The sequence below is a fragment of the Pseudomonas sp. 5P_5.1_Bac1 genome (assembly GCF_025466015.1).
Lineage (GTDB): Bacteria > Pseudomonadota > Gammaproteobacteria > Pseudomonadales > Pseudomonadaceae > Aquipseudomonas.
Genome location: NZ_JANLNX010000037.1, coordinates 364,391 through 391,347 on the forward strand (window position 1 = coordinate 364,391; position 26,957 = coordinate 391,347).

24 protein-coding genes are annotated in these 26,957 nt (G+C 63.4%); 18 read left to right on the top strand and 6 right to left on the bottom strand.

Going from position 1 to position 26,957, the window contains the following annotated elements; genetic code table 11:
* Positions 1-7: 7 nt before the first annotated feature.
* Positions 8-1,297: an OprD family porin gene (locus tag NTD82_RS07840; RefSeq protein WP_262128275.1), complete on the bottom strand. Its 1,290-nt coding sequence runs from the start codon at positions 1,295-1,297 to the stop codon at positions 8-10.
* A gap of 202 nt (positions 1,298-1,499) precedes the next feature.
* On the opposite strand from NTD82_RS07840, the gene NTD82_RS07845 reads away from it, so the two are divergent.
* A complete protein-coding gene (locus tag NTD82_RS07845; protein ID WP_262128276.1) occupies positions 1,500-2,171 on the top strand; it encodes a response regulator in 672 nt (223 codons plus the stop codon).
* Positions 2,164-3,546: a sensor histidine kinase gene (locus NTD82_RS07850; protein WP_095154831.1), complete on the top strand. Its 1,383-nt coding sequence runs from the start codon at positions 2,164-2,166 to the stop codon at positions 3,544-3,546. Before NTD82_RS07845 ends, NTD82_RS07850 begins: the two co-directional genes overlap by 8 nt.
* Positions 3,547-3,564: 18 nt before the next feature.
* Here the strand turns inward: NTD82_RS07850 and NTD82_RS07855 are convergent, their stop codons facing one another.
* On the bottom strand, positions 3,565-4,374 hold the full coding sequence (locus NTD82_RS07855; protein WP_095154832.1) for an HDOD domain-containing protein: 810 nt from the start codon (positions 4,372-4,374) through the stop codon (positions 3,565-3,567).
* A gap of 61 nt (positions 4,375-4,435) precedes the next feature.
* Positions 4,436-5,365, bottom strand: coding sequence for a YgfZ/GcvT domain-containing protein (locus NTD82_RS07860; protein WP_262128277.1), 930 nt, complete (start codon positions 5,363-5,365; stop codon positions 4,436-4,438).
* A 135-nt stretch (positions 5,366-5,500) separates the two neighbouring features.
* On the opposite strand from NTD82_RS07860, the gene NTD82_RS07865 reads away from it, so the two are divergent.
* Together NTD82_RS07865 and NTD82_RS07870 are read left to right on the top strand one after the other, a co-directional pair.
* Positions 5,501-5,755: a succinate dehydrogenase assembly factor 2 gene (locus NTD82_RS07865; RefSeq protein ID WP_095154834.1), complete on the top strand. Its 255-nt coding sequence runs from the start codon at positions 5,501-5,503 to the stop codon at positions 5,753-5,755.
* Positions 5,739-6,191, top strand: coding sequence for a protein YgfX (locus tag NTD82_RS07870; protein WP_262128278.1), 453 nt, complete (start codon positions 5,739-5,741; stop codon positions 6,189-6,191). Before NTD82_RS07865 ends, NTD82_RS07870 begins: the two co-directional genes overlap by 17 nt.
* Here the strand turns inward: NTD82_RS07870 and nadB are convergent.
* The gene (gene nadB / locus NTD82_RS07875; protein WP_110973370.1) at positions 6,160-7,776 is read right to left on the bottom strand and encodes an L-aspartate oxidase; all 1,617 of its coding nucleotides are present in this window, start codon (positions 7,774-7,776) and stop codon (positions 6,160-6,162) included. The genes NTD82_RS07870 and nadB overlap by 32 nt on opposite strands.
* A gap of 455 nt (positions 7,777-8,231) precedes the next feature.
* On the opposite strand from nadB, the gene rpoE reads away from it, so the two are divergent.
* From rpoE to pdxJ, 10 genes are all read left to right on the top strand, one after another.
* Positions 8,232-8,813 carry an RNA polymerase sigma factor RpoE gene (gene rpoE, locus NTD82_RS07880; protein ID WP_010220971.1) on the top strand — a complete coding sequence of 194 codons (582 nt, stop codon included), beginning with the start codon at positions 8,232-8,234 and terminating at the stop codon, positions 8,811-8,813.
* Between the two features lie 31 nt (positions 8,814-8,844).
* On the top strand, positions 8,845-9,438 hold the full coding sequence (locus NTD82_RS07885) for a sigma-E factor negative regulatory protein (RefSeq protein ID WP_095154837.1): 594 nt from the start codon (positions 8,845-8,847) through the stop codon (positions 9,436-9,438).
* A gap of 17 nt (positions 9,439-9,455) precedes the next feature.
* Positions 9,456-10,418 carry a MucB/RseB C-terminal domain-containing protein gene (locus NTD82_RS07890; RefSeq protein ID WP_262128280.1) on the top strand — a complete coding sequence of 321 codons (963 nt, stop codon included), beginning with the start codon at positions 9,456-9,458 and terminating at the stop codon, positions 10,416-10,418.
* Between the two features lie 315 nt (positions 10,419-10,733).
* The gene (locus NTD82_RS07895; protein ID WP_256587697.1) at positions 10,734-12,107 is read left to right on the top strand and encodes a DegQ family serine endoprotease; all 1,374 of its coding nucleotides are present in this window, start codon (positions 10,734-10,736) and stop codon (positions 12,105-12,107) included.
* A 182-nt stretch (positions 12,108-12,289) separates the two neighbouring features.
* Complete coding sequence (lepA, locus tag NTD82_RS07900; protein ID WP_095154840.1) at positions 12,290-14,089, top strand: translation elongation factor 4; 1,800 nt, start codon at positions 12,290-12,292, stop codon at positions 14,087-14,089.
* A gap of 5 nt (positions 14,090-14,094) precedes the next feature.
* Entirely contained in the window at positions 14,095-14,949 is an 855-nt protein-coding gene (lepB, locus tag NTD82_RS07905) for a signal peptidase I (RefSeq protein WP_095154841.1), read from the top strand.
* A 241-nt stretch (positions 14,950-15,190) separates the two neighbouring features.
* On the top strand, positions 15,191-15,880 hold the full coding sequence (rnc, locus tag NTD82_RS07910; protein ID WP_095154842.1) for a ribonuclease III: 690 nt from the start codon (positions 15,191-15,193) through the stop codon (positions 15,878-15,880).
* Positions 15,873-16,775 (top strand): GTPase Era, encoded by a 903-nt coding sequence (gene era / locus NTD82_RS07915; protein ID WP_095154843.1) that lies wholly within the window; start codon positions 15,873-15,875, stop codon positions 16,773-16,775. The genes rnc and era overlap by 8 nt, the downstream gene beginning before the upstream one ends.
* A 54-nt stretch (positions 16,776-16,829) precedes the next feature.
* A complete protein-coding gene (recO, locus tag NTD82_RS07920; protein ID WP_262128281.1) occupies positions 16,830-17,513 on the top strand; it encodes a DNA repair protein RecO in 684 nt (227 codons plus the stop codon).
* Positions 17,514-17,557: 44 nt separating this feature from the next.
* Positions 17,558-18,301: a pyridoxine 5'-phosphate synthase gene (gene pdxJ / locus NTD82_RS07925; protein ID WP_262128283.1), complete on the top strand. Its 744-nt coding sequence runs from the start codon at positions 17,558-17,560 to the stop codon at positions 18,299-18,301.
* A 130-nt stretch (positions 18,302-18,431) separates the two neighbouring features.
* Here pdxJ and NTD82_RS07930 read toward each other — a convergent pair whose 3' ends face one another.
* On the bottom strand, positions 18,432-19,811 hold the full coding sequence (locus NTD82_RS07930; RefSeq protein ID WP_262128284.1) for a heavy metal sensor histidine kinase: 1,380 nt from the start codon (positions 19,809-19,811) through the stop codon (positions 18,432-18,434).
* Entirely contained in the window at positions 19,808-20,482 is a 675-nt protein-coding gene (locus tag NTD82_RS07935) for a heavy metal response regulator transcription factor (RefSeq protein WP_262128285.1), read from the bottom strand. Before NTD82_RS07935 ends, NTD82_RS07930 begins: the two co-directional genes overlap by 4 nt.
* Positions 20,483-20,707: 225 nt before the next feature.
* On the opposite strand from NTD82_RS07935, the gene NTD82_RS07940 reads away from it, so the two are divergent.
* From NTD82_RS07940 to NTD82_RS07955, 4 genes are all read left to right on the top strand, one after another.
* The gene (locus NTD82_RS07940) at positions 20,708-21,976 is read left to right on the top strand and encodes a TolC family protein (RefSeq protein WP_262128286.1); all 1,269 of its coding nucleotides are present in this window, start codon (positions 20,708-20,710) and stop codon (positions 21,974-21,976) included.
* Positions 21,977-22,046: 70 nt separating this feature from the next.
* Complete coding sequence (locus NTD82_RS07945; RefSeq protein ID WP_262128288.1) at positions 22,047-23,309, top strand: efflux RND transporter periplasmic adaptor subunit; 1,263 nt, start codon at positions 22,047-22,049, stop codon at positions 23,307-23,309.
* Positions 23,310-23,328: 19 nt separating this feature from the next.
* Positions 23,329-26,493 (top strand): CusA/CzcA family heavy metal efflux RND transporter, encoded by a 3,165-nt coding sequence (locus NTD82_RS07950; protein ID WP_262128289.1) that lies wholly within the window; start codon positions 23,329-23,331, stop codon positions 26,491-26,493.
* 107 nt (positions 26,494-26,600) lie between these two features.
* A complete protein-coding gene (locus tag NTD82_RS07955) occupies positions 26,601-26,810 on the top strand; it encodes a hypothetical protein (protein ID WP_262128290.1) in 210 nt (69 codons plus the stop codon).
* Positions 26,811-26,957: the final 147 nt, after the last annotated feature.

Genomic DNA, 26,957 nt, shown 5'->3' on the forward strand with positions numbered 1-26,957 from the left:
AGGCGGATTACCACAGGGCCACGCTGTAGCTCACCAGCAGCCGCACCTCGTCCGCGTCGCGGGCGAAGTTGGAGCGGTAGGTGGCGTTGCGCAGGCGTACGGCGACGTTTTTCAGCGTCCCGCTCTGCACCACGTACTTGAGCTCGGTGTTGCGTTCCCATTCTTTGCCTTCGCTGCCGTTCGCCAGGCTGACGTTGTCCCCGTTGACGTAACGGGTCATGAAGCTCAGCCCTGGAATGCCGAGTTTGGCGAAGTCGTAGTCGTAACGCACTTGCCAGGAGCGCTCGTCGGCCCCGGCGAAGTCGTTGATCTGGACGAAGTTGACGAGGTACGGGTCGGAGCCATCCACGTAGGGGAAGGCGCTGTCGCCGGACATGCTCTGGTAGGCGGCGCTGAACTTGTGGCCGTTGAGGCCGTAGCTGAGCATGCCGTTGAGCGAGGTGTTGTCGATCTTGCCGCCGCGGGCCTGGCCCTGGTCATCGCTGATCGCCAGGCGCAGGTCGGCGCCGAAGGTGCCCGGACCGAACGGCTGGGTGGCGACCAGGCCGGCGAAGTGCTGGCGATACACATCGTCGAGCTGGGCGAAGTGATAGCTGCCGGTGATGCGGTCGGTGAATTTGTAGTCCAGGCCGGCGAGGTCGAAATGATTGCCGGCGACGGTGCCGAGGAAGCGACCGTTCTTGTTGTTCAGTGCGATGTCTTCCTTGTTGGTGTCATCGCGATCCTTGGCCTTCTCCAGGCGCCCGCCGGTGAAGGTCAGGTTCTTCAATTCTTTGGAGGTCAGCAATCCGCCTTCGAAGGTCTGCGGCAGGATCCGCCCGTCGTTGGGCTTGAGGGTTGGCAGTTCCGGGATCAGCGTGCCGATCTTCAGCTCGGTGGCGGAGATCTTCACCTTGCCGGTCAGGCCGAGCTTGGAGTATTCGTCGGCGGCGCGGCCGTCATCATGGGTCGGCAACAGGCCGGTGCCGGTGCGGTCGGGGCTGGAGTCGAGCTTGATGCCGAGCATGCCCAGCGCATCGACGCCAAAACCGACGGTGCCTTCGGTGTAGCCGGACTGGAGGTTGAGCATGAAACCCTGGGCCCATTCGTCGCGCTTGGATTGCTGCGCGCTGGTGCCGTCGCGAAAGTCGCGGTTGAAGTACATGTTGCGGGTTTCGAAGGTGGCGCTGCTGTCTTCGATGAAGGCGGCCTGGCTCAGCGGGGCGACGCTGCAAAGGGCAATGGCGCTGGCGAGGGAAGTCGGACGAGCGGAAGGACGACGAGTAGGCGCGAACGCCTGCGGCTGTGATGACAGCATCGTGGAGTAACCCCGTTTATTGTTCTTATCGGTTCGAACACTGCGGTTCGTTCTACGGCTCCCGGAAAGGGCCGTGAACGGATGCTAGGGGCTCAACCTTTCGCTAACCTTTCAATCGACTTTCATCCGCGCGGTGGCTTCACAGGCCATGCTTCCTCTGTAAACTCCGCGCCACTGAACGCGATGCGACCGGGAGAAATCGATGCGAGTGCTGCTCGTCGAAGACCATCTGCAACTGGCCGAAAGCGTGGCCCAGGCGCTGAAAAGCACCGGCCTGACCGTGGACGTGCTGCACGATGGCGTGGCCGCCGACCTGGCCCTGGCCAGCGAGGAATACGCGGTGGCGGTGCTCGATGTGGGCCTGCCGCGGATGGACGGTTTCGAAGTGCTGGCGCGCCTGCGTGCCCGTGGCAAGACCGTCCCGGTGCTGATGCTCACCGCGCGCAGTGACGTCAAGGACCGGGTCCACGGCCTCAACCTCGGCGCTGACGATTACCTGGCCAAGCCGTTCGAACTGACCGAGCTGGAAGCGCGGGTCAAGGCCCTGCTACGGCGCAGCGTGCTCGGCGGCGAGCGCCAGCAGCGCTGCGGTCCGCTGGTCTACGACCTTGATACCCGGCGCTTCACCCTCAGCGATGAACTGCTGACCCTGACCTCCCGCGAACAGGCAGTGCTGGAGGCGTTGATCGCCCGTCCTGGCCGGGTGATGAGCAAGGAGCAACTGGCCTCCCAGGTCTTCGGCCTGGACGAGGAAGCCAGCGCCGACGCCATCGAAATCTACGTCCATCGGCTGCGCAAGAAACTCGATGGCCACGCTGTCGCCATCGTCACCTTCCGTGGCCTCGGCTACCTCCTTGAGCACCGTGATGCGTAGCGCCGGCAGCCTGCGCGGCCGCCTGCTGTGGAACCTGGCACTGCTGCTGGTGGTGCTGATGATCGCTAGCGGCCTGAGTGCCTACTGGAACGGTCGCGAAGCTGCCGACACCGCCTACGACCGGACCCTGCTGGCCTCGGCGCGGACCATCGCCGCCGGGTTGTCGCAGCGCGATGGCACCCTCAGCGCCGATGTGCCCTACGTGGCGCTCGACACCTTTGCCTACGACAGCGCCGGACGCATCTACTACCAGGTCAACGACATCCACCAGAAGCTGATTTCCGGCTACGAAAACCTGCCGGCGCCGCCGCCCGGCACCCCACGCACCGACGATTACCCGGCGCTGGCGCGGTTCTACGATGCGCGCTACCTGGGCCAGGATGTGCGCGTGGTCAGCCTGCTCAAGGCGGTCAGCGAACCGAACATGAACGGCATGGCCGAGATTCGCGTGGCCGAGACCGAGGAAGCGCGGGTCCGCATGGCCCGCAGCCTGATGGCCGATACGTTGCTGCGCCTCGGCATGCTGGCGCTGGGGGCATTGCTGCTGGTGTGGTTTGCCGTCAGTGCGGCGCTGCGACCACTGGAACGGTTGCGCGGCGCCGTGGAAGAGCGCCAGCCGGACGACCTGCGGCCCTTGCCTTCGGTCGAGGTGCAGCACGAACTGGGGCCGCTGGTGCGGGCCTTGAACCACTTCACCGAACGCTTGCGCGAGCAGTTCGAGCGTCAGGCGCAATTCATCGCCGATGCCGCTCACGAGTTGCGCACGCCGTTGGCGGCGCTCAAGGCTCGAGTCGAGTTGGGGCTGCGCTCGAAAGAGCCGCAGGTCTGGCATGAAACCCTGCAGGCCACGGCGCAGAGCACTGACAAGCTGACCCACCTGGCCAATCAGTTGCTGTCCATGGCCCGGGTGGAAAACGGCGCCCGGGCGATTGCCGAGGGCGGCGCACAATTGCTCGATCTCAGTCAGTTGGCGCGGGAACTGGGCATGGCCATGGCGCCGCTGGCCCATGCCCGCGGGATCGCCCTGGCGCTGGAGGCCGAGGCGCCGGTGTGGGTGCGTGGCGAGCCGACGCTGCTCAACGAGTTGCTCAGTAATCTGGTAGACAACGCTTTGGCGCACACGCCCAAGGGCGGCAACGTGATCTTGCGGGTCACGGCACCGGGCGAGCTGGAAGTCGAGGATGACGGGCCGGGTATACCGGAGCAGGAGCGGGAGAAAGTCTTCGAACGCTTTTACCGGGGCAGTGCCCAGGGCACCGGGTTGGGTCTGGCGATTGTCGGTGAGATCTGCCGCGCGCACCTTGCCGCCATCAGCTTGCATGATGGCGAGAAGGGCGGGTTGAAGGTTCGGGTGAGTTTCAATCCGGCGGGGTGATGGTTTCAGGCCTCAATGTCAGCGGAACATCCGCTTCGCATCCATCAGCTCTTCCGACAGCACCGGACTGCTCGCCGACAACCGCAGATGCCTGAACGCCGGCAACGCCGCCAGCGGCCGTTCCCACTCGTTGCTATCGCACAGCACCCGGGCGATCTGGACGATGTCGATGTAGTCCACCTTGGCGGATTCCCGGTCCAGGTTCTGCACCTCTCCCGGTAACCCGGCAAGTTGCTCGGGGAACTCCCAGACGCTGAGGATCTTGTCGCCCAGCACCGGTTGGATCTGCTCGATCACATGGTTCAGGCAAACCGGGTCCGACAGCAGTTCGTTGTGCTCCTCGGCATAGGTCAGGATCGGCAGCACGCCGATCTGATGGACCAGCCCCGCGAGGGCGGCCTGATCGGGCTTCAGCTCGGTGAAGCGTTGGCACAGTTCATAGCTTATCCCCGCAACCTCAAGGCTTTTCGCCCAGATTTCCCGCATTTTTTGCTCGATCACTTCCGAGCGGGCATGGAAGATCTGCTCGATCACCAGGCCAATCGCGAGGTTGCAGCTGTAGTTGACCCCCAGTCGGGTGATCGCGGTCTGCAGGTCTGTGACTTCAGTAATAGCGCGCAGCAGCGGGCTGTTGACCACTTTGATCAGGCGAGCGGCGAGGGCGGCGTCGCTGCCGATCACCTTGCTCAGGGTGCTGACACTGATCTCGCTGTCTTCCGCCGCTTCGCGGATGCTCAAGGCAACCTCGGGCAGGGTCGGCAAGACCAGATCGTCATTGTCGATGGCGGCCAGTAACTGCGTTTGGACCATCTCGGCCAGCGTGTTCATCGTGATTCTCTCCCGCGTTCAGGGATGGCCCCGTCGGTATGCGCGGTGGGGCGTGGCGGGTTCAGCGCTGGATCTCGCGGTCGCGGTCCAGTTCGTAAGGTAACGGCAGCAGGCTCAGGCGTGGACCTTCGAGACTGCCCAGGTGCAAGTTGTCGTCTTCGACGGCGTCGGCCGTCAGCACCGCGAGCAGTTCGCCGCGGGCGGCAATCACCACTTCACCGACGGATGAACCGTGGGTCGGCGAGAAAATTTCGCTGCCGGGGGCCGGCATCTCGCCCTCGCTCAGGGCCAGCCGGTAAAGGCGGCGCTTGAGCTTGCCGAGGTATTGCATGCGGGCGACGATTTCCTGGCCGGTGTAGCAGCCTTTCTTGAAGCTGACGCCACCCACCGCCTGCAGGTTGATCATCTGTGGAATGAACAACTCGCGGGTCTGTTCCATGACCTGTCCGATACCGGCGCGGATTTGTCCGAGCAGCCAGTCGTCCAGCTCGCCTTCCGACAGATGGTCACTCAATTTCGCACGCACCGAGTCGGCCTGGGCGGCAGGCACCCACAGTTCGACACGGTGAGGAGAAACATTGATCGCGATCAGACCGTCATGGCGCACGGTGGCGCCAGCCTGATCCGGCACTTCCAGGCCCAGGGAGGCGAGGGCAGCTTCACCGTGGCTCAGGCCGAAACGGACCCAGGCAGCGCTTTCGTCGGTGAGCTTGGCCTTGGAGAACACGGCGTACTTCTTCAGGTCGGCCAGTTGCGGCTCCAGCAGCTCGCGGGTTATGGCCAGAAGGAAGCCATCGCCTTCGGGAAGGATGCGGAAGCTCGATTGCATCCGGCCTTTCTGCATGCAGCGCGAGCCGAGGCTGGAGGTGTTTTCGCTGAGATAACCGATATGGCAGGTCAGTTGACCTTGAAGGAACTTGCCAGCGTCCGAACCGCGTACAGCGAGGACGCCTTCATGGGAGAGGGTGCAGAAAAAAGCGGAGTCGGCCATGGTTCATCGCAGGTGAAATAAGACTGGGGGCCATCATAGAGTGCCATTGGCAAAATAGGTAGCGGACCTAGACCAATGCCGTGTGCCCTTGTGGGGTCCGGTCTGTATACTGGCCGCCTATTCGAGGAGGGCCCCATGGTCGAACAAACTGAACTCAATCGACTGTTCTGGCACAGCCGCCGCGGCATGCTGGAACTGGACGTACTGCTGGTACCTTTCACCCAGGAGGTTTACTCGACCCTGAGCGAGACGGATCGCGAGCTGTATGTTCGTCTGCTGAGCTGTGAAGACCAGGACATGTTCGGCTGGTTCATGGAACGCTCCGAGTCCGAAGACCCGGAACTGCAACGCATGGTTCGCATCATCCTGGACCGTGTCCAGCCCAAGTAACAGTTTCGAGTGCCGCTGGCAGGGCTCGAAGCTACTGCTGGCGGCTTATCTCGCCTGTCTCGCGCTGGCCATCACGGCGCTTGCGCTCCTGGCGATCCCGCCACTGCTTGCCCTCGCGGGCCTGGCCCTTAGCCTGGGGCATGCCTTCTGGGGCATTCCCCGCCAGATCCTCCTTTCCCACCCCGACGCCATCACCCGACTGCGCCGCGATGCCCATGGCTGGCAGCTATGGAGTGCCGTTCGTGGCTGGCACGCGGTGCAATTGCGCCGCGACAGCATGGCGCTGCCGGGGTTGGTGATCCTGCGTTTCCACAGGCCCGGGCAATTCTTCGCCCGCAGCCAGTGCATCGGCCATGACGCGCTGGAGCCGGTGCAGCACCGGCGCCTGCGCTTGCGGCTGAAGTTCAGTCGGAAAAGGTGGGCGGCTGCAGAATAGTGTCCTTGGCATCCGGCAGCAGGTTCGGATAGTCCAGGGTGTAATGCAGGCCGCGGGACTCCTTGCGCTGCATGGCTGACTTGATCATCAGCTCGGCAACCTGGGCCAGGTTGCGCAGCTCGATCAGGTCGCGGCTGACTTTGTAGTTGCTGTAGAACTCGTCGATTTCATCCAGCAGCAGGCGCACGCGGTGCTCGGCCCGTTGCAGGCGCTTGTTGGTGCGCACGATGCCGACGTAGTCCCACATGAACCGCCGCAACTCGTCCCAGTTGTGCGCGATGATCACGTCCTCGTCCGAGTCGGTCACCTGGCTGGCGTCCCAGCAGGGCAGGGCGTTGGGCATGCCGACCTGTTCCAGTTGCGCGACGATGTCGGCAGCCGCCGAACGACCATAGACGAAACACTCCAGCAGCGAGTTGCTGGCCATGCGGTTGGCGCCGTGCAGGCCGGTGAAACTGGTTTCGCCGATGGCGTAGAGGCCCGGCACATCGGTGCGACCGTCCTGGTCGATCATCACGCCGCCACAGGTGTAGTGGGCGGCCGGGACCACCGGGATCGCCTGGCGGGTAATGTCGATGCCGAAGGTCAGGCAGCGTTCGTAGACGGTCGGGAAGTGGCTTTTGACGAAATCGGCGGGCTTGTGGCTGATGTCCAGATAGACGCAGTCCACGCCCAGTCGCTTCATTTCATGGTCGATGGCGCGGGCGACGATATCCCGTGGCGCCAGTTCGGCGCGCGGGTCGAAGCGGTGCATGAAGCGTTCGCCGTTGGGCAGCTTGAGCAATCCGCCTTCGCCACGCAGGGCCTCGGTGATCAGGAAACTTTTGGCCTGCGGGTGATACAGGCAGGTCGGGTGGAACTGGTTGAATTCCAGGTTGGCCACCCGGCAACCGGCGCGCCAGGCCATGGCGATGCCGTCGCCACAGGCGCCGTCCGGGTTGCTGGTATAGAGGTAGACCTTGGCTGCGCCGCCGGTGGCCAGCACCGTGAAGCGAGCGCCGAAGGTGTCGACCTCGCCGGTCGCGCGATTGAGCACGTAGGCGCCGAGGCAGCGTTCGCCGTCCAGGCCGAGGCGGCGTTCGGTGATCAGGTCCACCGCTACGCGCTGCTCCAGCAGTTCGATATTCGGCCGCTGCCGGGCCTGGTCCAGCAAGGTTTTGAAGATTGCCGCCCCCGTGGCATCGGCGGCATGGATGATGCGCCGGTGGCTGTGACCGCCTTCGCGGGTCAGGTGGAACTCGAAACCACCGTCGTCGACGCTGGCATGTTCGTCGCGGGTGAAGGGCACGCCCTGGTCGATCAGCCACTGGATCGACTCGCGGCTGTGCTCGACGGTGAAGCGCACCGCGTCTTCGTGGCACAGGCCGCCGCCGGCATTGAGGGTGTCTTCGACGTGGGATTGCACGGTGTCGGTATCGTCCAGCACCGCGGCGACGCCGCCCTGCGCCCAAAAGGTCGAGCCGTTGGCGAGATCGCCCTTGCTCAGTACCGCGATGCGCAGATGGGAGGGCAGGTTCAGTGCCAGGCTCAGGCCCGCGGCACCGCTGCCGATCACGAGGACGTCATGTTGTAATTGTTGGCTCATGTCTGGATTTTCCGCGCGGGGCGACCACGAAGGACACTGGTATAAGGACGGTGGTATCGGCACAATGGTCAAGCGTTTATGGCATTGTGAAACTATCGTGAATCTGGGTGGGGTGCCTTTATAGCAGCCTCAATGCCCTGATTTCCATGTCACTGACGCGCTTCTGGCAGCCACGCGTGGAACTTTACTGGAAACGTACCTATCCATAGAGGGTTGCCTGTACGCCAGCAGCCGCAGCGGCAGGAGGCGACGGTCGTTTGATCGTTGCCCATGTATAGAAGACTGATTTATTGACGCAGCCGGCAGCGACCGCGCTGCGTTTTTCGTGCGAGCCGATCAAGGGCCGCCGGAAACTTGTCTGGAGGGGGAGAACTTTTGCAAAAAGCCCGAGTCTATGGTTGCAAGCCTGAACGATGGCCAATGCAGCACCCCTCCAGGTTCACCGAGGAGTGTTCATGCTAACCCAGGAAGAGGATCAGCAGCTTGTCGAGCGCGTGCAGCGCGGCGACAGGCGAGCGTTCGATCTGTTGGTGCTGAAGTATCAGCACAAGATTCTCGGGTTGATCGTGCGATTCGTGCACGACACCCATGAGGCGCAGGATGTAGCGCAGGAAGCGTTCATCAAGGCCTACCGTGCTCTTGGCAATTTTCGTGGTGACAGCGCTTTCTATACCTGGCTGTACCGCATTGCGATCAACACGGCGAAAAACTATCTGGTGTCCCGCGGTCGGCGGCCACCGGACAGCGATGTCAGTTCCGAGGATGCAGAGTTTTACGATGGCGATCATGGCCTCAAGGACCTCGAATCCCCAGAACGCGCGCTGTTGCGGGATGAGATCGAAGGCACCGTCCATCGAACCATCCAGCAACTGCCAGAAGATTTGCGTACGGCGTTAACTTTACGTGAATTCGATGGTCTGAGTTACGAGGACATTGCGAGCGTCATGCAGTGTCCGGTGGGTACCGTGCGCTCTCGTATTTTCCGCGCTCGGGAGGCCATAGACAAAGCCCTGCAGCCGTTGTTGCAGGAAACCTGAGACAGCGGCGACAGCCAAGAGAGGAACCGCCATGAGTCGTGAAGCTTTGCAGGAATCGCTGTCCGCGGTGATGGATAACGAAGCGGACGAACTGGAATTACGTCGGGTATTGAGTGCCATGGACGATTCCGACACCCGAGCCACCTGGTCGCGTTACCAGGTCGCCCGTGCAGCGATGCACAAGGAACTGCTGCTGCCGAAACTGGATATCGCCTCTGCGGTCTCCGCCGCGCTGGCCGATGAAGCTACGCCGGCCAAGGTTACTCGCGGCCCATGGCGTACTGTTGGTCGCCTGGCGGTAGCCGCTTCGGTGACACTGGCAGTGCTGGTCGGTGTACGCCTGTACAACCAGGACGAAATCACGGGTGCCCAACTGGCTGCCCAGCAACCGGTTCAACAAGGCCTGGTTGCACCACAGGTCCAGGGTCCGGCGGTTCTGGCAGGCTATAGTGAAAGTGCTGAACAGCCTACCGGGCCGATGGCCAATGGCGTGCTGCAAGGCCAAAGCGGCTGGCAAGACCAGCGTCTGCCAGGCTATATGCGCCAACACGCTCAGGAAGCAGCAGTGAAGGGTACTGAAAGCGCACTGCCTTACGCTCGTGCCGCCAGCCTGGATAATCGCTAGGAACACCAAGGAGGATCATGCGCGCGCTACCTCTCATACCGCTCTTGCTCAGCGGCTGTCTGACGCTGCCGGCCTTGGCCGCCAACTCGTCGACAGATGCCGCTGACTGGCTCAACCGTCTGGCCAAGGCCGAGCAGGAGCAAAGTTATCAGGGCACTTTCGTTTACGAGCGCAATGGTAGTTTCTCCACCCACGATATCTGGCATCGGGTCCAGGACGGTAAAGTCAGCGAGCGGCTGTTGCAGCTCGATGGTCCGGCCCAGGAAGTCGTGCGTGTCGATGGGCAGACCCAATGCGTGAGCGGGGCCCTGCTTCCGGGTGTGGGCAATGCGACGCAGTCGTCGGCGCGAGTCCTCGATCCTCTGAAACTGATGAACTGGTACGACTTGAGCGTCGCGGGTCAATCCCGCGTCGCCGGGCGCGATGTGGTGATTCTTACCCTGCGCCCGCGTGACCAGCATCGTTATGCATTCGAGTTGTACCTGGATCGTAAAACAGCGCTCCCGCTGAAGTCCCTGTTGATCAACGACAAGGAGCAACTGCTGGAGCGCTTCCAGTTCACCAGCCTGGAGACCAGGGTCCCCAGCGACGGTGAGCTCAAGTCCAGTGCCAATTGCCAGCAGGTTGTCCCGGCGTCAGGTCAGGTCAACGAGGCAGTGGTGGGCTGGCGTTCGGATTGGCTGCCGCCCGGTTTCGAGCTGGTCAACAGCAGTGTGCGCAAGGACCCGGACGGCAAGCACAGTATCAGCAGCATGATGTATGACGATGGTCTGGCGCGGTTTTCGGTGTTCCTCGAGACGATCGACAGTGGTGCCGGCTCTGACGCTCGCACCCAGTTGGGCCCGACTGCCGCTGTCTCGCGTCAACTGACCACGCCAAAGGGCGAAATGATGGTCACGGTCGTGGGAGAAATCCCGATTGGCACCGCTGAGCGTGTGGCGTTGTCGATGCGCCTGCAGGACGCTCAAGCCAGCCAGTGATAAACCCTGGAGTTGTTTTAGTACATGGATGACAAGGATGAAAAGCATGTCCCAGAGCCGCTGACATGATTGGTAAGCCTTCAAGTTTGCAAAAACATCCAGATTTTTCTATAGGTCAGCCCCTTCGGGGTCTGGCCTTTCCTGCTGTTGCAGCATCAAGAATGCCAATGTTTCTGGCCTGGTCGCAGCCCTTGGGTTTGTCACCAGGCCTTTTTCGTTGGCAGGTCCCTACTGCTTAACCACGCTCGTTGTGACGGGAGCCGTATGTCAATACCACGCTTGAAATCCTATCTATCGCTGTTTGCGGCCGTGCTGATGCTCGGCCAGATGGCTGCTGCCCAGGCTGAAGCCCTGCCGGACTTCACCACCCTGGTCGAGCAGGCTTCGCCGGCCGTCGTTAACATCAGTACCAAGCAGAAACTGCCGGATCGCCGCGTCGCTGCCGGTCAGATGCCGGATCTTGAAGGCCTGCCGCCGATGTTTCGTGAGTTCTTCGAGCGCAGCATTCCGCAGCAACCTCGCGGTGGTGATCGCCAGCGTGAAGCGCAGTCGCTGGGTTCGGGTTTCATCATTTCCGATGATGGCTACGTGCTGACCAACAACCACGTGGTCGCCGATGCCGACGAAATCATCGTCCGCCTGTCCGACCGCAGTGAGCTGCAAGCCAAGCTGGTCGGCACCGACCCGCGCACCGACGTGGCGCTGCTCAAGGTCGAAGGCAAGAACCTGCCGACCGTGAAGCTGGGCGACTCGTCCAAGCTGAAAGTGGGTGAGTGGGTACTGGCGATCGGCTCGCCGTTCGGTTTCGACCATTCGGTGACCAAAGGTATCGTCAGCGCCAAGGGCCGTACCCTGCCGAACGACACCTATGTGCCGTTCATCCAGACCGACGTGGCGATCAACCCGGGTAACTCCGGTGGCCCGCTGTTCAACATGAATGGCGAAGTCGTGGGTATCAACTCGCAGATCTTCACCCGTTCCGGCGGCTTCATGGGCCTGTCGTTCGCGATCCCGATCGATGTGGCAATCGACGTTTCCAATCAGTTGAAGAAAGACGGCAAGGTCAGCCGTGGCTGGCTGGGCGTGGTGATTCAGGAGGTCAACAAGGACCTGGCTGAGTCCTTCGGCCTGGACAAGCCGGCTGGTGCCCTGGTAGCCCAGGTGCTGGAAAACGGTCCGGCCGCCAAAGGTGGTCTGCAGGTGGGGGACGTGATCCTCAACCTGAACGGCCAGCCAATCATCATGTCCGCCGACCTGCCGCACCTGGTGGGTGGTCTGAAAGACGGTGCCAAGGCCAAGCTGGAAATTATCCGCAACGGCAAGCGCCAGAACCTCGACGTGACCATCGGCGCGCTGCCGGATGACGATCAGGAAGTCAGCGCCAGTGCTGGCGGCGGGCTCGAGCGCAACAGCAACCGCCTGGGCGTTACGGTCTCCGACCTGACCGCCGAGCAGAAAAAGTCCCTGGAACTCAATGGTGGCGTCGTCATCAAGGAAGTCCAGGACGGTCCGGCGGCCTTGATCGGCCTGCGTCCAGGTGACGTCATCAGCCACCTGAACAACCAGGCGATCGCTTCGGCCAAGGAGTTCACCGAAATCGCCAAGGAACTGCCGAAGAACCGTTCGGTGTCCATGCGCGTACTGCGTCAGGGTCGTGCCAGCTTCATCACCTTCAAGCTGGCTGAATAAGCCGGTCTGACCAGAAAGGGCAGCCTCGGGGCTGCCCTTTTTTGTGCCTGCCACTTGATGAAATCGGCAGCGTCGGGCGTTTGCCCGGCGAATGGAATCTCCCACAACCCATCGGCATCAGGTACAATTCCCGGCTATTTTTCGGCGGGCGTCCGGCCTGCAGCCTTTTTGAGTGTTGATCCGTGAGTGATTTGAGTCATATCCGCAATTTCTCCATCATCGCCCACATTGACCATGGCAAGTCGACGCTGGCCGACCGCTTCATCCAGATGTGCGGTGGCCTCAGTGCCCGCGAGATGGAAGCGCAGGTTCTCGACTCCATGGACCTCGAGCGCGAGCGCGGGATCACCATCAAGGCCCACAGCGTCACCCTGCATTACAAAGCCAATGACGGCGTTACCTACCAGCTGAACTTCATTGACACCCCCGGCCACGTTGACTTCACCTATGAAGTCAGCCGTTCGCTGGCGGCCTGTGAAGGTGCGCTGCTGGTGGTCGACGCGGGTCAAGGCGTGGAGGCCCAGTCGGTCGCCAACTGTTACACCGCCATCGAGCAGGGCCTGGAAGTCATGCCGGTCCTGAACAAGATGGACCTGCCCCAGGCTGACCCGGACCGCGTCAAGGACGAAATCGAGAAGATCATCGGCATCGATGCCACCGACGCCGTTGCCTGCTCGGCCAAGAGCGGCATGGGCGTCGATGAAGTACTGGAGCGTCTGGTACAGACCATTCCAGCACCGACCGGCGATATCGAAGCACCGCTTCAGGCGCTGATCATCGACTCCTGGTTCGACAACTACCTGGGCGTCGTCTCCCTGGTGCGCGTGCGTCATGGCCGCGTGAAGAAGGGCGACAAGATCCTGGTCAAGTCCACCGGCAAGATCCACCTGGTGGACAGCGTCGGTGTCTTCACCCCGAAACACACTGCCACCGCCGACCTCAAGGCAGGTGAAGTGGGCTTCATCATTGCCAGCATCAAGGACATTCACGGCGCGCCAGTGGGCGACACCCTGACCTTGAGCTCGACTCCTGATGTCGATGTGCTGCCAGGTTTCAAACGTATTCAGCCGCAGGTTTATGCCGGCTTGTTCCCGGTCAGTTCCGACGATTTCGAAGATTTTCGTGATGCGTTGCAGAAACTGACCCTGAACGACTCCTCGCTGCAGTACCTGCCGGAAAGCTCCGACGCCTTGGGCTTCGGCTTCCGTTGCGGCTTCCTCGGCATGCTGCACATGGAGATCATCCAGGAGCGCCTGGAGCGCGAATACAACCTGGACCTGATCACCACCGCGCCGAGCGTGATCTTCGAGGTCAAGCTCAAGACCGGCGAAACCATTCACGTCGACAACCCGTCCAAGCTGCCGGACGTGTCGTCGGTCGAGGATTTCCGCGAGCCGATCGTCGCCGCGACCATCCTCGTGCCCCAGGAGCACCTGGGCAACGTCATCACCCTGTGCATCGAGAAGCGTGGCGTTCAACGCGACATGCAGTTCCTCGGTTCGCAGGTACAGGTACGCTACGACCTGCCGATGAACGAAGTGGTACTGGACTTCTTTGATCGCCTGAAGTCCACCAGCCGCGGCTACGCTTCGCTGGACTACCATTTCGATCGCTACCAGTCGGCCAACCTGGTCAAGCTCGACGTGCTGATCAACGGCGACAAGGTCGACGCCCTGGCACTGATCGTGCACCGTGACAACGCGCACTACAAAGGTCGCGCGTTGACCGAGAAGATGAAGGAGCTGATCCCTCGGCAGATGTTCGACGTGGCAATCCAGGCCGCCATTGGCGGGCAGATTGTGGCGCGGACCACGGTCAAGGCACTCAGAAAGAACGTACTGGCCAAATGTTACGGTGGCGACGTGAGCCGTAAGCGCAAGCTGCTCGAGAAACAGAAGGCCGGTAAGAAACGCATGAAACAGGTCGGTAACGTGGAAATCCCACAGGAAGCCTTCCTCGCCGTGCTCAGGTTGGATAGTTAGGTCCTATGTCACTAAATTTCCCGCTGTTGCTCGTCATCGCTGTCGCTGTGTGTGGGCTGCTGGCCCTGATCGATCTGCTGTTCCTGGCACCTCGCCGGCGTGCGGCGATCGCCAACTATCAGGGCAGCGTCACCCAGCCCGAGATGGCGGTGGTCGAGCAGTTGAACAAGGAACCGTTGCTGGTCGAGTACGGCAAATCGTTCTTCCCGGTGCTGTTCATCGTGCTGGTGCTGCGCTCGTTCCTGGTTGAACCGTTCCAGATCCCGTCGGGCTCGATGAAGCCGACCCTGGAAGTGGGCGATTTCATCCTGGTGAACAAGTTCTCCTATGGCATCCGCCTGCCGGTGATCGACAAGAAGGTCATCGAGGTGGGCGATCCACAGCGTGGCGATGTGATGGTGTTCCGCTACCCAAGCGACCCGAACGTCAACTACATCAAGCGTGTGGTGGGTCTGCCGGGCGATCAGGTGCGCTACACCAGCGACAAGCGCCTGTACGTCAACGGCGAGCTTATCGCCGAGCAACTGGTTGGCGCCGAGCCGGGCACTTTGGGCAGCGCCGAGCTGTACAAGGAAAAACTCGGTGAGGCCGAGCACCTGATCCGCAAGGAGATGAGTCGCTACCGCATGCCGCCGGACCAGCAGTGGGTGGTGCCCGCCGGGCACTATTTCATGATGGGCGACAACCGCGACAACTCCAACGACAGCCGCTACTGGGATGATCCTTCGATTCCCAAGGAACTGCTGGGCATGGTCCCGGACCAGAACATCGTCGGCAAGGCCTTTGCCGTCTGGATGAGCTGGCCGGAACCGAAACTGAGCCACTTCCCGAGTCTGTCGCGGGTAGGGCTGATCAAGTAGCACCTTCACGGCGCTGTCCTTCGGGACGGCGCCGAGTGCTTTTCTGGCATAGGCTGTATCGAGGGACTGCGCAAGTGGTTCCCAGCCATCCAGGCCAGCAGGCATGAATCCACACCGTCTTTCAGGATCTGCATTTGAACAACGCTTTATTTTCGACGGCCGCCGGCCGGATTGAACCGTGCGGCACCGGCGCCCAGGCGTCGCCGCTGACCATCGACCACGAACTTCGCGTGGGTACACCGTGAGCGTTTCCTTGAGCCGCCTCGAGCATCAGCTCGGCTACACCTTCAAGAACCAGGAGCTGATGCTGCTGGCCCTGACACACCGCAGCTTCGCCGGTCGCAACAACGAGCGGCTGGAGTTCCTGGGTGATGCCATCCTCAACTTCGTCGCCGGCGAAGCCCTGTTCGAACGCTTCCCTCAGGCCCGCGAAGGCCAGTTGTCGCGTCTGCGTGCCCGCCTGGTGAAGGGCGAGACCCTGGCCGTGCTGGCCCGTGGCTTCGACCTTGGCGAGTACCTGCGCCTGGGCTCGGGTGAACTGAAAAGCGGCGGTTTCCGCCGCGAGTCGATTCTGGCCGATGCCCTTGAGGCACTGATCGGTGCGATCTACCTCGATTCCGACATGCAGATCGCCCGTGAGCGCGTCCTGGCATGGCTGGCCGGCGAGTTCGAGAGCCTGACCCTGGTCGACACCAACAAAGACCCGAAAACCCGTTTGCAGGAGTTCCTGCAGTCGCGGGCCTGCGACCTGCCGCGCTATGAAGTGGTGGATATCCAGGGCGAGCCGCATTGCCGGACGTTCTTCGTCGAGTGCGAAGTGACCCTGTTGACCGAAAAAAGCCGGGGGCAAGGTGTCAGCCGGCGTATCGCCGAGCAGGTTGCAGCCGCAGCGGCACTGATCGCCCTGGGCGTGGAGAATGGCAATGACTGATACGAACACTACCCGTTGCGGCTATGTCGCCATCGTCGGCCGCCCCAACGTGGGCAAGTCGACGTTGCTCAACCATATCCTCGGGCAAAAGCTGGCGATCACCTCGCGCAAGCCGCAGACCACCCGTCACAACATGCTCGGGATCAAGACCGAGGGTGATATCCAGGCGATCTACGTCGATACCCCCGGCATGCACAAGAGCAACGAAAAGGCGCTCAACCGCTACATGAACAAGACCGCTTCGGCGGCGTTGAAAGACGTCGACGTGGTGATCTTCGTGGTCGACCGTACCCGCTGGACCGACGAAGACCAGCTTGTTCTGGAGCGCGTGCAGTATGTGCAGGGCCCGGTGATCCTGGCGATCAACAAGACCGACCGGATCGAGGAAAAGGCCGACCTGATTCCGCACCTGCAATGGCTGCAGGAACAACTGCCGAATGCCGAAATCGTGCCGATTTCCGCCCAGCAGGGACACAACCTCGAATCGCTGGAAGGCCTGATCGCCAAGCACCTGCCGGAAAACGATCATTTCTTCCCGGAAGATCAGATCACCGACCGCAGCAGCCGCTTCCTGGCCGCCGAACTGGTCCGCGAAAAGATCATGCGCCAGCTCGGTGCCGAGCTGCCGTACCAGATCACCGTCGAGATCGAAGAGTTCAAGCAGCAGGGGGCTGTGCTGCACATCCATGCCCTGATCCTGGTCGAGCGTGATGGCCAGAAGAAAATCATCATTGGCGACAAGGGCGAGCGCATCAAGCGCATCGGTACCGAGGCGCGCAAGGATATGGAAGTGCTGTTCGACGCCAAGGTGATGCTCAACCTCTGGGTCAAGGTCAAAGGCGGCTGGTCCGACGATGAGCGCGCGCTGCGCTCGCTGGGCTACGGCGACCTGTAATCCCCCAAGGCCCGATACCGTCCGGTATCGGGCCGACTTTTCCCGAAGCCGATCATGGAACAACCAGAGGCCCGACCGGCCTACGTTCTGCACAACCGCGCCTACCGGGAAACCAGTGCGCTGGTGGACTTCCTCACTCCCGAAGGGCGCGTGCGCGCGGTGCTGCGCCGTGCCCGTGGCAAGGGCGGCAGCTTGGCGCGGCCATTTTTGCCACTGGAAGTCGAACTGCGCGGGCGTGGCGAGCTGAAGAACGTCGGACGGCTGGACAGCGTCGGTGTGGCCGCCTGGCTGCATGGAGATGCGTTGTTCAGCGGGCTCTACCTCAATGAACTGCTGATCCGCCTGTTGCCGGCGGAAGACCCTCATCCCGCCTTGTTCGAGCATTACGCCGCGACACTGCGGGCCCTCGGCGCGGGACGTCCGCTGGAACCGCTGCTGCGCTCGTTCGAATGGCGACTGCTGGATGAGCTGGGTTACGCCTTCGCCCTGGACCAGGACATCAACGGCGAGCCGCTTGCGCCGGACGGCTGGTATCGCCTGCAAGTGGATGCCGGGCTGGAGCGGGTCTACCTGCTGCAACCCGGCCTGTTCACCGGCGCTGACCTCGCCGCCATGGCCGAAGCCGACTGGGAGGCGCCGGGTGCTCTCGCCGCGGCGAAACGCCTGATGCGCCAGGCGCTGGCGGTTCATCTGGGCGGTCGTCCGCTGGTCAGCCGCGAACTGTTTCGCAAGCGCTGAGCTCGTCGTATGCTGTCGGGCTTAATTTCCAGGAGAGTTTCTTCGTGACCCACAGCAACCGCATCCTTCTCGGCGTCAACATCGACCACGTGGCGACCCTGCGCCAGGCCCGTGGCACCCGATACCCCGACCCGGTCAAGGCCGCGCTGGATGCCGAAGAGGCCGGTGCCGACGGGATCACCGTGCACCTGCGCGAAGACCGCCGGCACATCCAGGAGCGCGACGTGTTGCTGCTCAAGGACGTGCTGCAGACGCGCATGAACTTCGAAATGGGCGTTACCGAGGAAATGATGGTGTTCGCCGAACACATCCGCCCGGCGCACATCTGCCTGGTCCCGGAAACCCGTCAGGAACTGACCACCGAAGGCGGCCTCGACGTGGCCGGCCAGGAAGCGCGGATCAAGGCGGCGGTGGAGCGCTTGTCGCGGATCGGTGCGGAAGTCTCGCTGTTCATCGACGCCGATGAGCGCCAGATCGAAGCCTCGCGCCGTGTCGGCGCGCCAGCGATCGAGTTGCACACCGGTCGTTATGCCGATGCCCACACCCCTGCTGAAGAAGCCGATGAGCTGAAGCGCATTGCCGATGGCGTGGCCTTTGGTCGGGGCCAGGGCCTGATCGTCAATGCCGGGCATGGTCTGCATTACCACAACGTCGAGGCGGTCGCGGCGATCAAAGGGATCAACGAGCTGAACATTGGTCATGCGCTGGTGGCGCATGCGTTGTTCGTCGGGTTCAAGGGTGCTGTGGCGGAAATGAAGGCTTTGATTCTGGCGGCTAGCCGGGGTTGATCGCATTGGGGTCGCTTGGCGACCCTTCGCGAGCAAGCTCGCTCCTACTGAGCCATGGTGTTGCTTGGGGGGAGCGAGCTTGGCGGTCCGAGTAACCGTCGGGAAGGGCTGCAAAGCAGCCCCAAACCATTTACCCCGGAAACACCAGACTGAACCGCGTCGGCCCCTCCACCTTGCTGCTCACCTCGACCCGCCCACCATGCACTTGCATGATCGACCTGACGATCGCCAGCCCGAGTCCCGTCCCGCCATCCTGCCGCGAACGCCCGCAGCCCACTCGATAGAACCGCTCGAACAGATGGGGCAAATGCTCCGCTGCGATCCCCGGTCCGCCGTTCTGCACCCAGCAGTGCATTCCGTCATTCTTTGCTTCGATGCCGATTTCAATCTGTTGCCCCGCCGGGCCATGGCGAATGGCATTGCTCAGTAAATTCGACAGCGCCCGTTGCAGCATCAGGCGGTCGGCCTGCACCGTGCCCCAGCCGCGTACCTTCAGCTCGATATCCTTGCTTTCGGCACTCAGGTCGAACAGCTCGGCAACCCGCCGTGCTTCGTCGCCCAGCGCCACCGTCGTCAGTTGCACATGCGTCAGCGGTTGGTCGACCTGGGCGAGAAACAGCATGTCGGTGATGATCCGGCTCAGCCGGGTCAGTTCCTCGATGCTGTCTTCCAGTGCCACCCGGTAATCCTCGGTCGGGCGTTCGCGGCTCAAGGTCACCTGGGCCTTGCCCATCAGGTTGCTGATGGGCGTGCGCAACTCGTGGGCCAGGTCATCGGAGAACTGCGCCAGTTGTTGAACGCCGCTGTCCAGCCGGTCGAGCATGATGTTGATGCTGTGTGCCAGTTCGCGCAGTTCCCGGGGCAGTTTCTCTTCCGGCAGACGGTGGCTCAGGTCCTGCGCCGAGACTTGCGCGGCGATATGGCCGAAGCGGCGCAAGGGCGCCAGCCCACCCTGCACCAGTTTCCAGGCGCACACGCCGATCAGCAGCAGCAACAGCGGCAACGCCAACACGGTGGAGCGCAGGTAGGCCTGCAGCAGGTCGAGGTCGTCGCTGCGGTTGACCGTCAGCAGTACTTGCACCGCCGTGCCGTCCTGCAGGCGCATGGCGCGTGCGGCGGAGAGCAGCGGATTGTCCTGGCTATCACGCCACTGGGTGAAGGACAGCGCGGGACCGGCGACGACGGTGTCCGGCGGTGCCTCCAGCGGCGGGCCGAGGCTGAGCAGTTCCGGGTGGCGGCCATGGCGTGCGGCCACGCTCAGGCTCAGGTTGTCATGGCCCATCACCACATCCAGCAGGGGATGGGCGCGGGCGCGCAGGTCGGCGACCCTGAGGTCGACATTCAGGCTGTGCTCGATCTGATCCATCTTGCGGGTCAACTGCGCCCGTGCGCGGTTGTCCAGTTCGTGCTCCAGCGCCACCACTGCCAGCGCTGCCAGCAGCAGCACCAGCGCCGCGCCCATGACAATCACGCTAAGGCCCAGGCGCAGCGACAGCCGCGTCGTTCTCATTCGCGGGCTTCCAGCACGTAGCCGACGCCGCGCAGGGTGTGGATCAGTTTGTCCTCGAACGGATCGTCGATCTTCGCCCGCAGGCGCCGAATCGAGACTTCCACGACATTGGTGTCGCAATCGAAATTCATGTCCCAGACCAGCGAAATGATCTGCGTGCGCGACAGCACGTCACCGCTCTGGCGCATCAGCAGGTGCAGCAGGGAGAACTCCTTGGCGGTCAGGTCGATGCGTTGGCCGCCGCGCCAGGCGCGGTGGCGGCCGGGGTCCAGTTCCAGGTCGGCGACTTTCAGGGTGGCCGGTTGCAAAGAGTGCTCGCTGCGCCGCAGCAAGGTGCGGATACGCGCCAGCAACTCGGGAAATTCGAAGGGTTTGAGCAGGTAGTCGTCGGCGCCCAGGTCCAGGCCCTTGACCCGATCGGACAGTCGGCCATGGGCGGTGAGCATCATGATTCGCGTGGCGGAATGGGCGCGCAGGCGCTGCAGCACGCTCCAGCCATCCAGCTCGGGCAGGTTGACGTCGAGGATGATCAGGTCATAGGCCTGCTGCCGGGCCAGGTGCAGACCGTCCGGGCCGGTACGGGCGCAGTCGACCACGTAGCCGTTTTCGGAGAGACCCTGTTGCAGATAGTCGGCGGTGCGGACTTCGTCCTCGATGATGAGCAGGCGCATGAGGTTCTCGGCATGGCGGAAAGAGGGGGGCGATTCTCGACCCTGAAGTCACTTCAGGGTCAAGCGGCGCTCGGCATGGTAAGCCAGGCGGCGGTGGTCGAAGGCGGAAATGACAGATTTGTAATATTTCAGTCACCTTGACGATAAAGCCCCCTCCCTAGAGTGGCTCGCTCCGAAAAGTCAGCCGCCCTGCCGGCCTGCGACAGGGCGCAGGGGAGTACAGCCATGCGTTGCACAATCACCACCGGACGTGTCGGCCGCGGTCCGCGAAAAGCGCGGGCCTGGCCGCTGTCATTGAGCCTGGCGCTGTGGGTGCTGGCCCCGGCCAGCCTGGCCTCGACCCTAACGCTGGATGACGCCTTGCGCAGCGCCCGCGAACTCAACCCGGAACTGGCGGCCGCGCGCTGGGGCACCGACATCGCTGCGGGCGAGCGCATCCAGGCCGGTGTGCTGCCCAACCCGGAGTTGAGCTGGGAAGTCGAAGACACCCGTCGCCGCAGCCAGACCACCACCGTCACCCTCAGCCAACAGATCGAGCTGGGCGGCAAGCGCGGCGCGCGGATCGCCCTGTCCGAGCGCGACCAGGCTGTCGCCGCGCTGGAGCTGGAGCGCCGGCAAAACGCCCTGCACGCTGACGTCACCGCGGCCTTTCATGACGCCGCCCGGGCCCAGGAGCGACTGGAGCTGGCCGGGCAGTCGCTGCGCCTGACCGAACGTGGGTTGCAAGTGGTGCAAGGCCGGGTTCGGGCCGGGACGGCATCGCCCATCGAGGCGACCCGGGCCCAGGTGCAGGTGTCGCAGATGCGCCTGGAGCAGCAGCGGGCGGAGCAGGCCGTCGCGGTTGCCCATCAGCAACTGACGGCTGTCATCGGTATCGCCCAGGCCGGTTTTGACCGGGTCGAGCCGGTGACGAGCGGCCTGTCGCCGGTGCCGGCGTCCGAGCCGCTGCTCGATCGCCTCCCACAGACCGCCGATGTGCGCCTCGCCAGCCTGCAGATCGACCAGAGCGAAGCGGCCCTGGGCGTGGCCCGCAGCCAACGGATTCCCGACCTGACCCTGAGTGTCGGCAGCCAATACGACCGTACTGAGCGCGAGCGGGTCAACGTGCTCGGGGTGTCGGTCCCGCTGCCGTTGTTCGACCGCAACCAGGGCAATGTGCTGGCCGCCGCGCGCCGCGCCGACCAGGCGCGCGACCTGCGCAACGGCACGGAACTGCGGGTGCGTAGCGAAGTGGTCCAGGCCCTGGCCCAATGGCGAACCGCCGGGCACGAAGTGCGCTCGTTCGAGACCTCGATCCTGCCGGCCGCGCAACAGGCGGTAGACGTCGCCACCCGTGGTTTCGAGCGCGGCAAGTTCGGCTTCCTCGATGTGCTCGACGCCCAGCGCACCCTGGTCGAAGCGCGCACCCAATACCTCGCGGCGCAGGCGTCGGGTACCGACGCCCAGGCCCGCATCCAGCGGATCTTCGGTGACCTGACCGGCACCCCGCTCTGATTCCCCCACGTTTCGAATCTGACTGCGCGCGGCCGGCCCCGGCCGGTCGCGCCTTTGCCGAGGAATTTGCATGAACAGGAAAACCATCACGCTGCTGTCCGTGACGCTGGTGCTCGGGCTCGGCCTGGGCACCGTGCTCGGGCAACGGATCGCCGCTCCGCATGCCGAGCAACCGGCCCGCGCCGCAGGGCACGATGAAAATGGCGAAGAAGGCCATGGTGACGAGAAGCATGAAGAAAAGGGCCACGGCGACGAGGCTGAAGCCGGCCATGGGCACGGCGAAGAAGGCGCCGAAGGCGAGGGCGAGGAAGGTCATGTACGGCTGAGCGACGAGCAGATTGCCGTGGCCGGAATCGAACTGGCCACGGTGCAGGCGCGGACCCTGAGCCGCAGCCTGCACTTGCCGGGCGAGGTCCGTTTCGACGAAGACCGCACCGCCCATCTGGTGCCGCGCGCGGCTGGCGTTGTCGAGTCGGTGGCGGTCAGCCTCGGTCAGCAGGTCAAGGCCGGCGAGCTGTTGGCGGTGATCGCCAGCCCGCAGGTGTCCGAGCAGCGCAGTGAACTGGCGGCCAGCCAGCGTCGGCTGGAGATGGCGCGCAGCACCCTGGGGCGGGAAAAGGACCTGTGGGAGGAAGGCATCTCCGCTGAGCAGGATTACCTGCAAGCCCGGCAGGCCTTGCAGGAAGCCGAGATCGCCGCGGCCAATGCCCGGCAGAAAATCAGCGCCCTCAGCGGCAGCGTGGTGCTGGCCGGCGGCAATCGCTACGAACTGCGCGCGCCATTCGCCGGACAGGTAGTGGAAAAGCATCTGGTGCCCGGCGAAGTGGTCAGCGAAAACAGTGCCGCCTTCACCCTGTCGGACCTGTCGAAAGTCTGGGCGACCTTCGGCGTGGCCCCGCGTGACCTGGCCTCGGTGCGGGTCGGCATGCCGGTCACGGTGGTGGCGAGCGACCTCGGCGAGCAGGTCAGCGGCACCATCAGCCATGTCGGCAGCCTGCTGGGCGAGCAGACGCGCACCGCCACGGTCCGGGTGACCCTGGACAACCCGCGTGGCGCCTGGCGTCCGGGGTTGTTCGTGGCGGTGCAGGTGCCGACCGAGCGCCTGGCCGATGCCCTCGCCGTCCCCGAGCAAGCGGTGCAGACCGTCGAGGATAAAACCGTGGTGTTCGTCCGCAACGCCGAAGGCTTCGTCGCCCAGCCGGTGCAGCCGGGTGTGGCCGCCGAGGGCTTTGTCCAGGTGAGCGGCCTGCAGGCCGGCCAGCAAGTGGCCGCGCAGGGCAGCTTCATTCTCAAGTCGGAACTGGGCAAGGCCAGCGCCGAGCACTCTCACTGAGCCGCCACGGGTAATCGTCATGTTCGAACGCATCATTCAATTCGCCATCGAGCAGCGCCTGATCGTGCTGCTCGGTGTGCTGCTGATGGCCGGGCTGGGATTGGCCAGCTACCAGAAACTGCCCATTGACGCGGTACCTGACATCACCAACGTCCAGGTGCAGATCAACACCGCGGCGGACGGTTTCTCGCCGCTGGAGACCGAGCAGCGCATCACTTTCGCCATCGAAACCGCCATGGCCGGTTTGCCCGGCCTGGAACAGACCCGCTCGCTGTCGCGCTCGGGGTTGTCCCAGGTGACGGTGATCTTCGAGGACGGCACCGACCTGTTCTTCGCCCGGCAACTGGTCAATGAGCGCCTGCAACTGGCTCGCGAGCAATTGCCCGAAGGCGTCGAGACGGCCATGGGGCCGATTTCCACCGGCCTGGGGGAGATTTTCCTGTGGACGGTGGAGGCCGAGGAGGGCGCGCGCAAGGCGGATGGCAGCCTCTACACACCAACCGACCTGCGCGAGATCCAGGACTGGATCATCAAGCCGCAACTGCGCAACGTGCGTGGCGTGGCCGAGATCAACAGCATCGGCGGCTTCGCCAAGGAGTTTCAGATTGCTCCCGACCTCAAGCGCCTGGCCGCCTACAAGCTGACGCTCAATGACCTGCTCACCGCGCTGGAGCGCAATAACGCCAACGTCGGAGCCGGCTACATCGAGCGCCAGGGCGAGCAGTTGCTGATTCGCGCGCCGGGGCAACTGGCAGGCATCGAGGACATCGCCAACATTGTCCTGGCCAATATCGACGGCACGCCGATCCGCGTGCGCTCGGTGGCCGAGGTCGGCATTGGCCGCGAACTGCGCAGCGGCGCGGCCACCGAGAACGGCCGTGAAGTGGTGCTCGGTACGGTGTTCATGCTGATCGGCGAAAACAGCCGCAGCGTGTCGCAAGCGGTGGCGCAGAAGCTCGAGCAGATCAACAAGACACTCCCGGCCGGGGTCAAGGCGGTGACGGTGTACGACCGCACCGACCTGGTGGACAAAGCCATCGCCACGGTGAAGAAGAACCTGGTGGAAGGCGCGATCCTGGTCATCGCGGTGTTGTTCCTGTTCCTTGGCAATATCCGCGCGGCGCTGATCACCGCGATGGTGATCCCGCTGTCGATGCTGTTCACCTTCACCGGGATGTTCAGCAACAAGGTCAGCGCCAACCTGATGAGCCTGGGCGCGCTGGACTTCGGCATCATCGTCGACGGCGCGGTGGTGATCGTCGAGAACGCCATTCGCCGCCTGGCCCACGCCCAGCAGCATCATGGCCGCCTGCTGACCCGTGCCGAGCGCCTGCGGGAGGTCTTCGCCGCGTCCCGCGAAGCGCGCCGGCCGCTGATCTACGGGCAACTGATCATCATGGTGGTGTACCTGCCGATCTTTGCCCTGAGTGGTGTCGAGGGCAAGATGTTCCACCCCATGGCCTTTACCGTGGTCATCGCCTTGCTTGGCGCCATGCTGCTGTCGGTAACCTTCGTGCCGGCGGCCCTGGCGCTGTTTGTCACCGGCAAGGTCAAGGAAGAAGAAAACGCCCTGATGCGCGGCGCCAAGCGTGGCTACGCGCCGCTGCTGCGCTGGGTGATGGACCATCGCCCGCTGGCGTTCAGCCTGGCCGCGGTGATGGTGTTGTTGTCCGGCGTGCTGGCCGGGCGCATGGGCAGCGAGTTCGTGCCGAGCCTGAGCGAAGGTGACTTCGCCTTGCAGGCCCTGCGTGTGCCGGGCACCAGCCTGAGCCAGTCGGTGCAGATGCAGCAGCAACTGGAGCGCAGCGTGCTGGAACAGGTGCCGGAAGTGCAGCGGGTATTTGCCCGCACCGGCACCGCCGAGATCGCCGCCGACCCGATGCCGCCGAACATTTCCGACAGCTACGTGATGCTCAAGCCGAAGGCGCAGTGGCCGGATCCCGGCAAGTCCCGTGAACAATTGATCGCCGATATCCAGCGCGCGGCGGCACGGGTGCCTGGCAGCAACTACGAGCTGTCGCAGCCGATTCAGTTACGGTTCAACGAGCTGATTTCCGGGGTGCGCAGTGATGTGGCGGTGAAGCTGTTCGGCGACGACATGAGCGTGCTCAACCGTACCGCCGCCCAGATCGCCAGCACCCTGCAAGGTGTGCCGGGTGCTTCTGAAGTGAAGGTCGAGCAGACCAGCGGCCTGCCGGTGCTGACCATCGATGTCGATCGCGACAAGGCTGCCCGCTACGGGCTGAACGTTGGTGATGTGCAGGACAGCATCGCGGTGGCGGTGGGCGGGCGAAAGGCCGGCATTCTCTATGAAGGCGACCGCCGCTTCGATCTGGTGGTGCGCCTGCCGGACGAGTTGCGTACCGATATTCAGGGCATTTCGCGGATGTTGATTCCGGTGCCGGCCAGCGGCGGCAATGCGCAGATCGGCTTCATCAGCCTGGCCGACGTGGCGCGAGTGGAACTGGTGCAGGGCCCCAACCAGATCAGCCGCGAGGACGGCAAGCGTCTGGTGGTGGTCAGCGCCAACGTGCGTGGCCGGGATATCGGCTCGTTCGTCGCCGACGCGCAGGAACGGATTGATGCTCAGGTGCAGATTCCTGCGGGCTACTGGGCCAACTGGGGCGGTCAGTTCGAGCAGTTGCAGTCGGCGGCGCAGCGCTTGCAGGTGGTGGTGCCGGTGGCGCTGCTGCTGGTCTTCGCCCTGTTGTTCATGATGTTCAACAACCTCAAGGACGGTCTGCTGGTGTTCACCGGCATTCCCTTCGCCCTGACGGGCGGGGTGGTGGCGCTGTGGTTGCGGGACATTCCGCTGTCGATTTCCGCAGGCGTCGGTTTTATCGCCCTGTCGGGTGTGGCGGTGCTCAACGGGCTGGTGATGATCGCCTTCATCCGCAGCCTGCGCGAGCAGGGCATGCCGTTGCGCCAGGCAATCGATGAAGGTGCGCTGACTCGCCTGCGGCCGGTGTTGATGACGGCGCTGGTGGCGTCGCTGGGCTTTATCCCGATGGCCCTGGCTACCGGCACCGGCGCCGAGGTGCAGCGACCATTGGCGACGGTGGTGATCGGCGGGATTCTCTCGTCCACGGCGCTGACCTTGCTGGTGCTGCCGGCGCTGTATTACCGCGCCCATCGCAAGGATGAAGCGCTGGAAGACGCCGCATTGGAGGAGGCCCGAGCCTGATCTATGACGCCCGCCGACGCGCCTTGCAGCACTGTAATGTGCGGCTCACCTTGTCGTTAGGCGGGCGTCCTTATGATCGCGGTGAATTCATTCACGAGGTCAGATCCATGAACTTCAGCAAATACGCACTGATCGCCGCGCTCACCCTGGGCAGCACCAGCGTCATGGCCGAAGGCGGCGCCGAGCGGGCCCGGTTGTTCGTCCAGCAATTCAAGGAAAGCCAGCAGCAGCTTTGGGGCGACAAGGGCGTCAAGTCGCAAAAGGCTGAACAGGTTGCCAAGAGCGATCAGCGCACGCCGCAAGGCAACAGCAAGTAACAGCCATTCACCGCTCCACAACTCCTTTGCGAGGTGAATGTTTTGGGCGCCCCTTGGGGTGCCCTTTTTTTGGTTCTTCACGGAATCGCGGGGACGATGGGCTTTGGTCCTGGTCCTGGTCCTGGTTTTGGCTTTGGCTTTGGGAAC

Excerpts from the sequence above, each read along its gene's own strand:
- NTD82_RS07845 (WP_262128276.1), top strand. The coding sequence starts at position 1,500 with ATGCGAGTGCTGCTCGTCGAAGACCATCTGCAACTGGCCGAAAGCGTG.
- NTD82_RS07945 (WP_262128288.1), top strand. The coding sequence starts at position 22,047 with ATGAACAGGAAAACCATCACGCTGCTGTCCGTGACGCTGGTGCTCGGG.
- NTD82_RS07890 (WP_262128280.1), top strand. The coding sequence starts at position 9,456 with ATGCGCGCGCTACCTCTCATACCGCTCTTGCTCAGCGGCTGTCTGACG.
- lepB (WP_095154841.1), top strand. The coding sequence starts at position 14,095 with ATGTCACTAAATTTCCCGCTGTTGCTCGTCATCGCTGTCGCTGTGTGT.
- rpoE (WP_010220971.1), top strand. The coding sequence starts at position 8,232 with ATGCTAACCCAGGAAGAGGATCAGCAGCTTGTCGAGCGCGTGCAGCGC.
- NTD82_RS07955 (WP_262128290.1), top strand. The coding sequence starts at position 26,601 with ATGAACTTCAGCAAATACGCACTGATCGCCGCGCTCACCCTGGGCAGC.
- NTD82_RS07860 (WP_262128277.1), bottom strand. The coding sequence starts at position 5,365 with ATGGCCGACTCCGCTTTTTTCTGCACCCTCTCCCATGAAGGCGTCCTC.
- NTD82_RS07895 (WP_256587697.1), top strand. The coding sequence starts at position 10,734 with ATGCTCGGCCAGATGGCTGCTGCCCAGGCTGAAGCCCTGCCGGACTTC.
- NTD82_RS07885 (WP_095154837.1), top strand. The coding sequence starts at position 8,845 with ATGAGTCGTGAAGCTTTGCAGGAATCGCTGTCCGCGGTGATGGATAAC.
- recO (WP_262128281.1), top strand. The coding sequence starts at position 16,830 with ATGGAACAACCAGAGGCCCGACCGGCCTACGTTCTGCACAACCGCGCC.
- NTD82_RS07850 (WP_095154831.1), top strand. The coding sequence starts at position 2,164 with ATGCGTAGCGCCGGCAGCCTGCGCGGCCGCCTGCTGTGGAACCTGGCA.
- NTD82_RS07840 (WP_262128275.1), bottom strand. The coding sequence starts at position 1,297 with ATGCTGTCATCACAGCCGCAGGCGTTCGCGCCTACTCGTCGTCCTTCC.
- nadB (WP_110973370.1), bottom strand. The coding sequence starts at position 7,776 with ATGAGCCAACAATTACAACATGACGTCCTCGTGATCGGCAGCGGTGCC.
- NTD82_RS07865 (WP_095154834.1), top strand. The coding sequence starts at position 5,501 with ATGGTCGAACAAACTGAACTCAATCGACTGTTCTGGCACAGCCGCCGC.
- NTD82_RS07855 (WP_095154832.1), bottom strand. The coding sequence starts at position 4,374 with ATGAACACGCTGGCCGAGATGGTCCAAACGCAGTTACTGGCCGCCATC.
- NTD82_RS07940 (WP_262128286.1), top strand. The coding sequence starts at position 20,708 with ATGCGTTGCACAATCACCACCGGACGTGTCGGCCGCGGTCCGCGAAAA.
- NTD82_RS07930 (WP_262128284.1), bottom strand. The coding sequence starts at position 19,811 with ATGAGAACGACGCGGCTGTCGCTGCGCCTGGGCCTTAGCGTGATTGTC.
- NTD82_RS07935 (WP_262128285.1), bottom strand. The coding sequence starts at position 20,482 with ATGCGCCTGCTCATCATCGAGGACGAAGTCCGCACCGCCGACTATCTG.
- era (WP_095154843.1), top strand. The coding sequence starts at position 15,873 with ATGACTGATACGAACACTACCCGTTGCGGCTATGTCGCCATCGTCGGC.
- NTD82_RS07950 (WP_262128289.1), top strand. The coding sequence starts at position 23,329 with ATGTTCGAACGCATCATTCAATTCGCCATCGAGCAGCGCCTGATCGTG.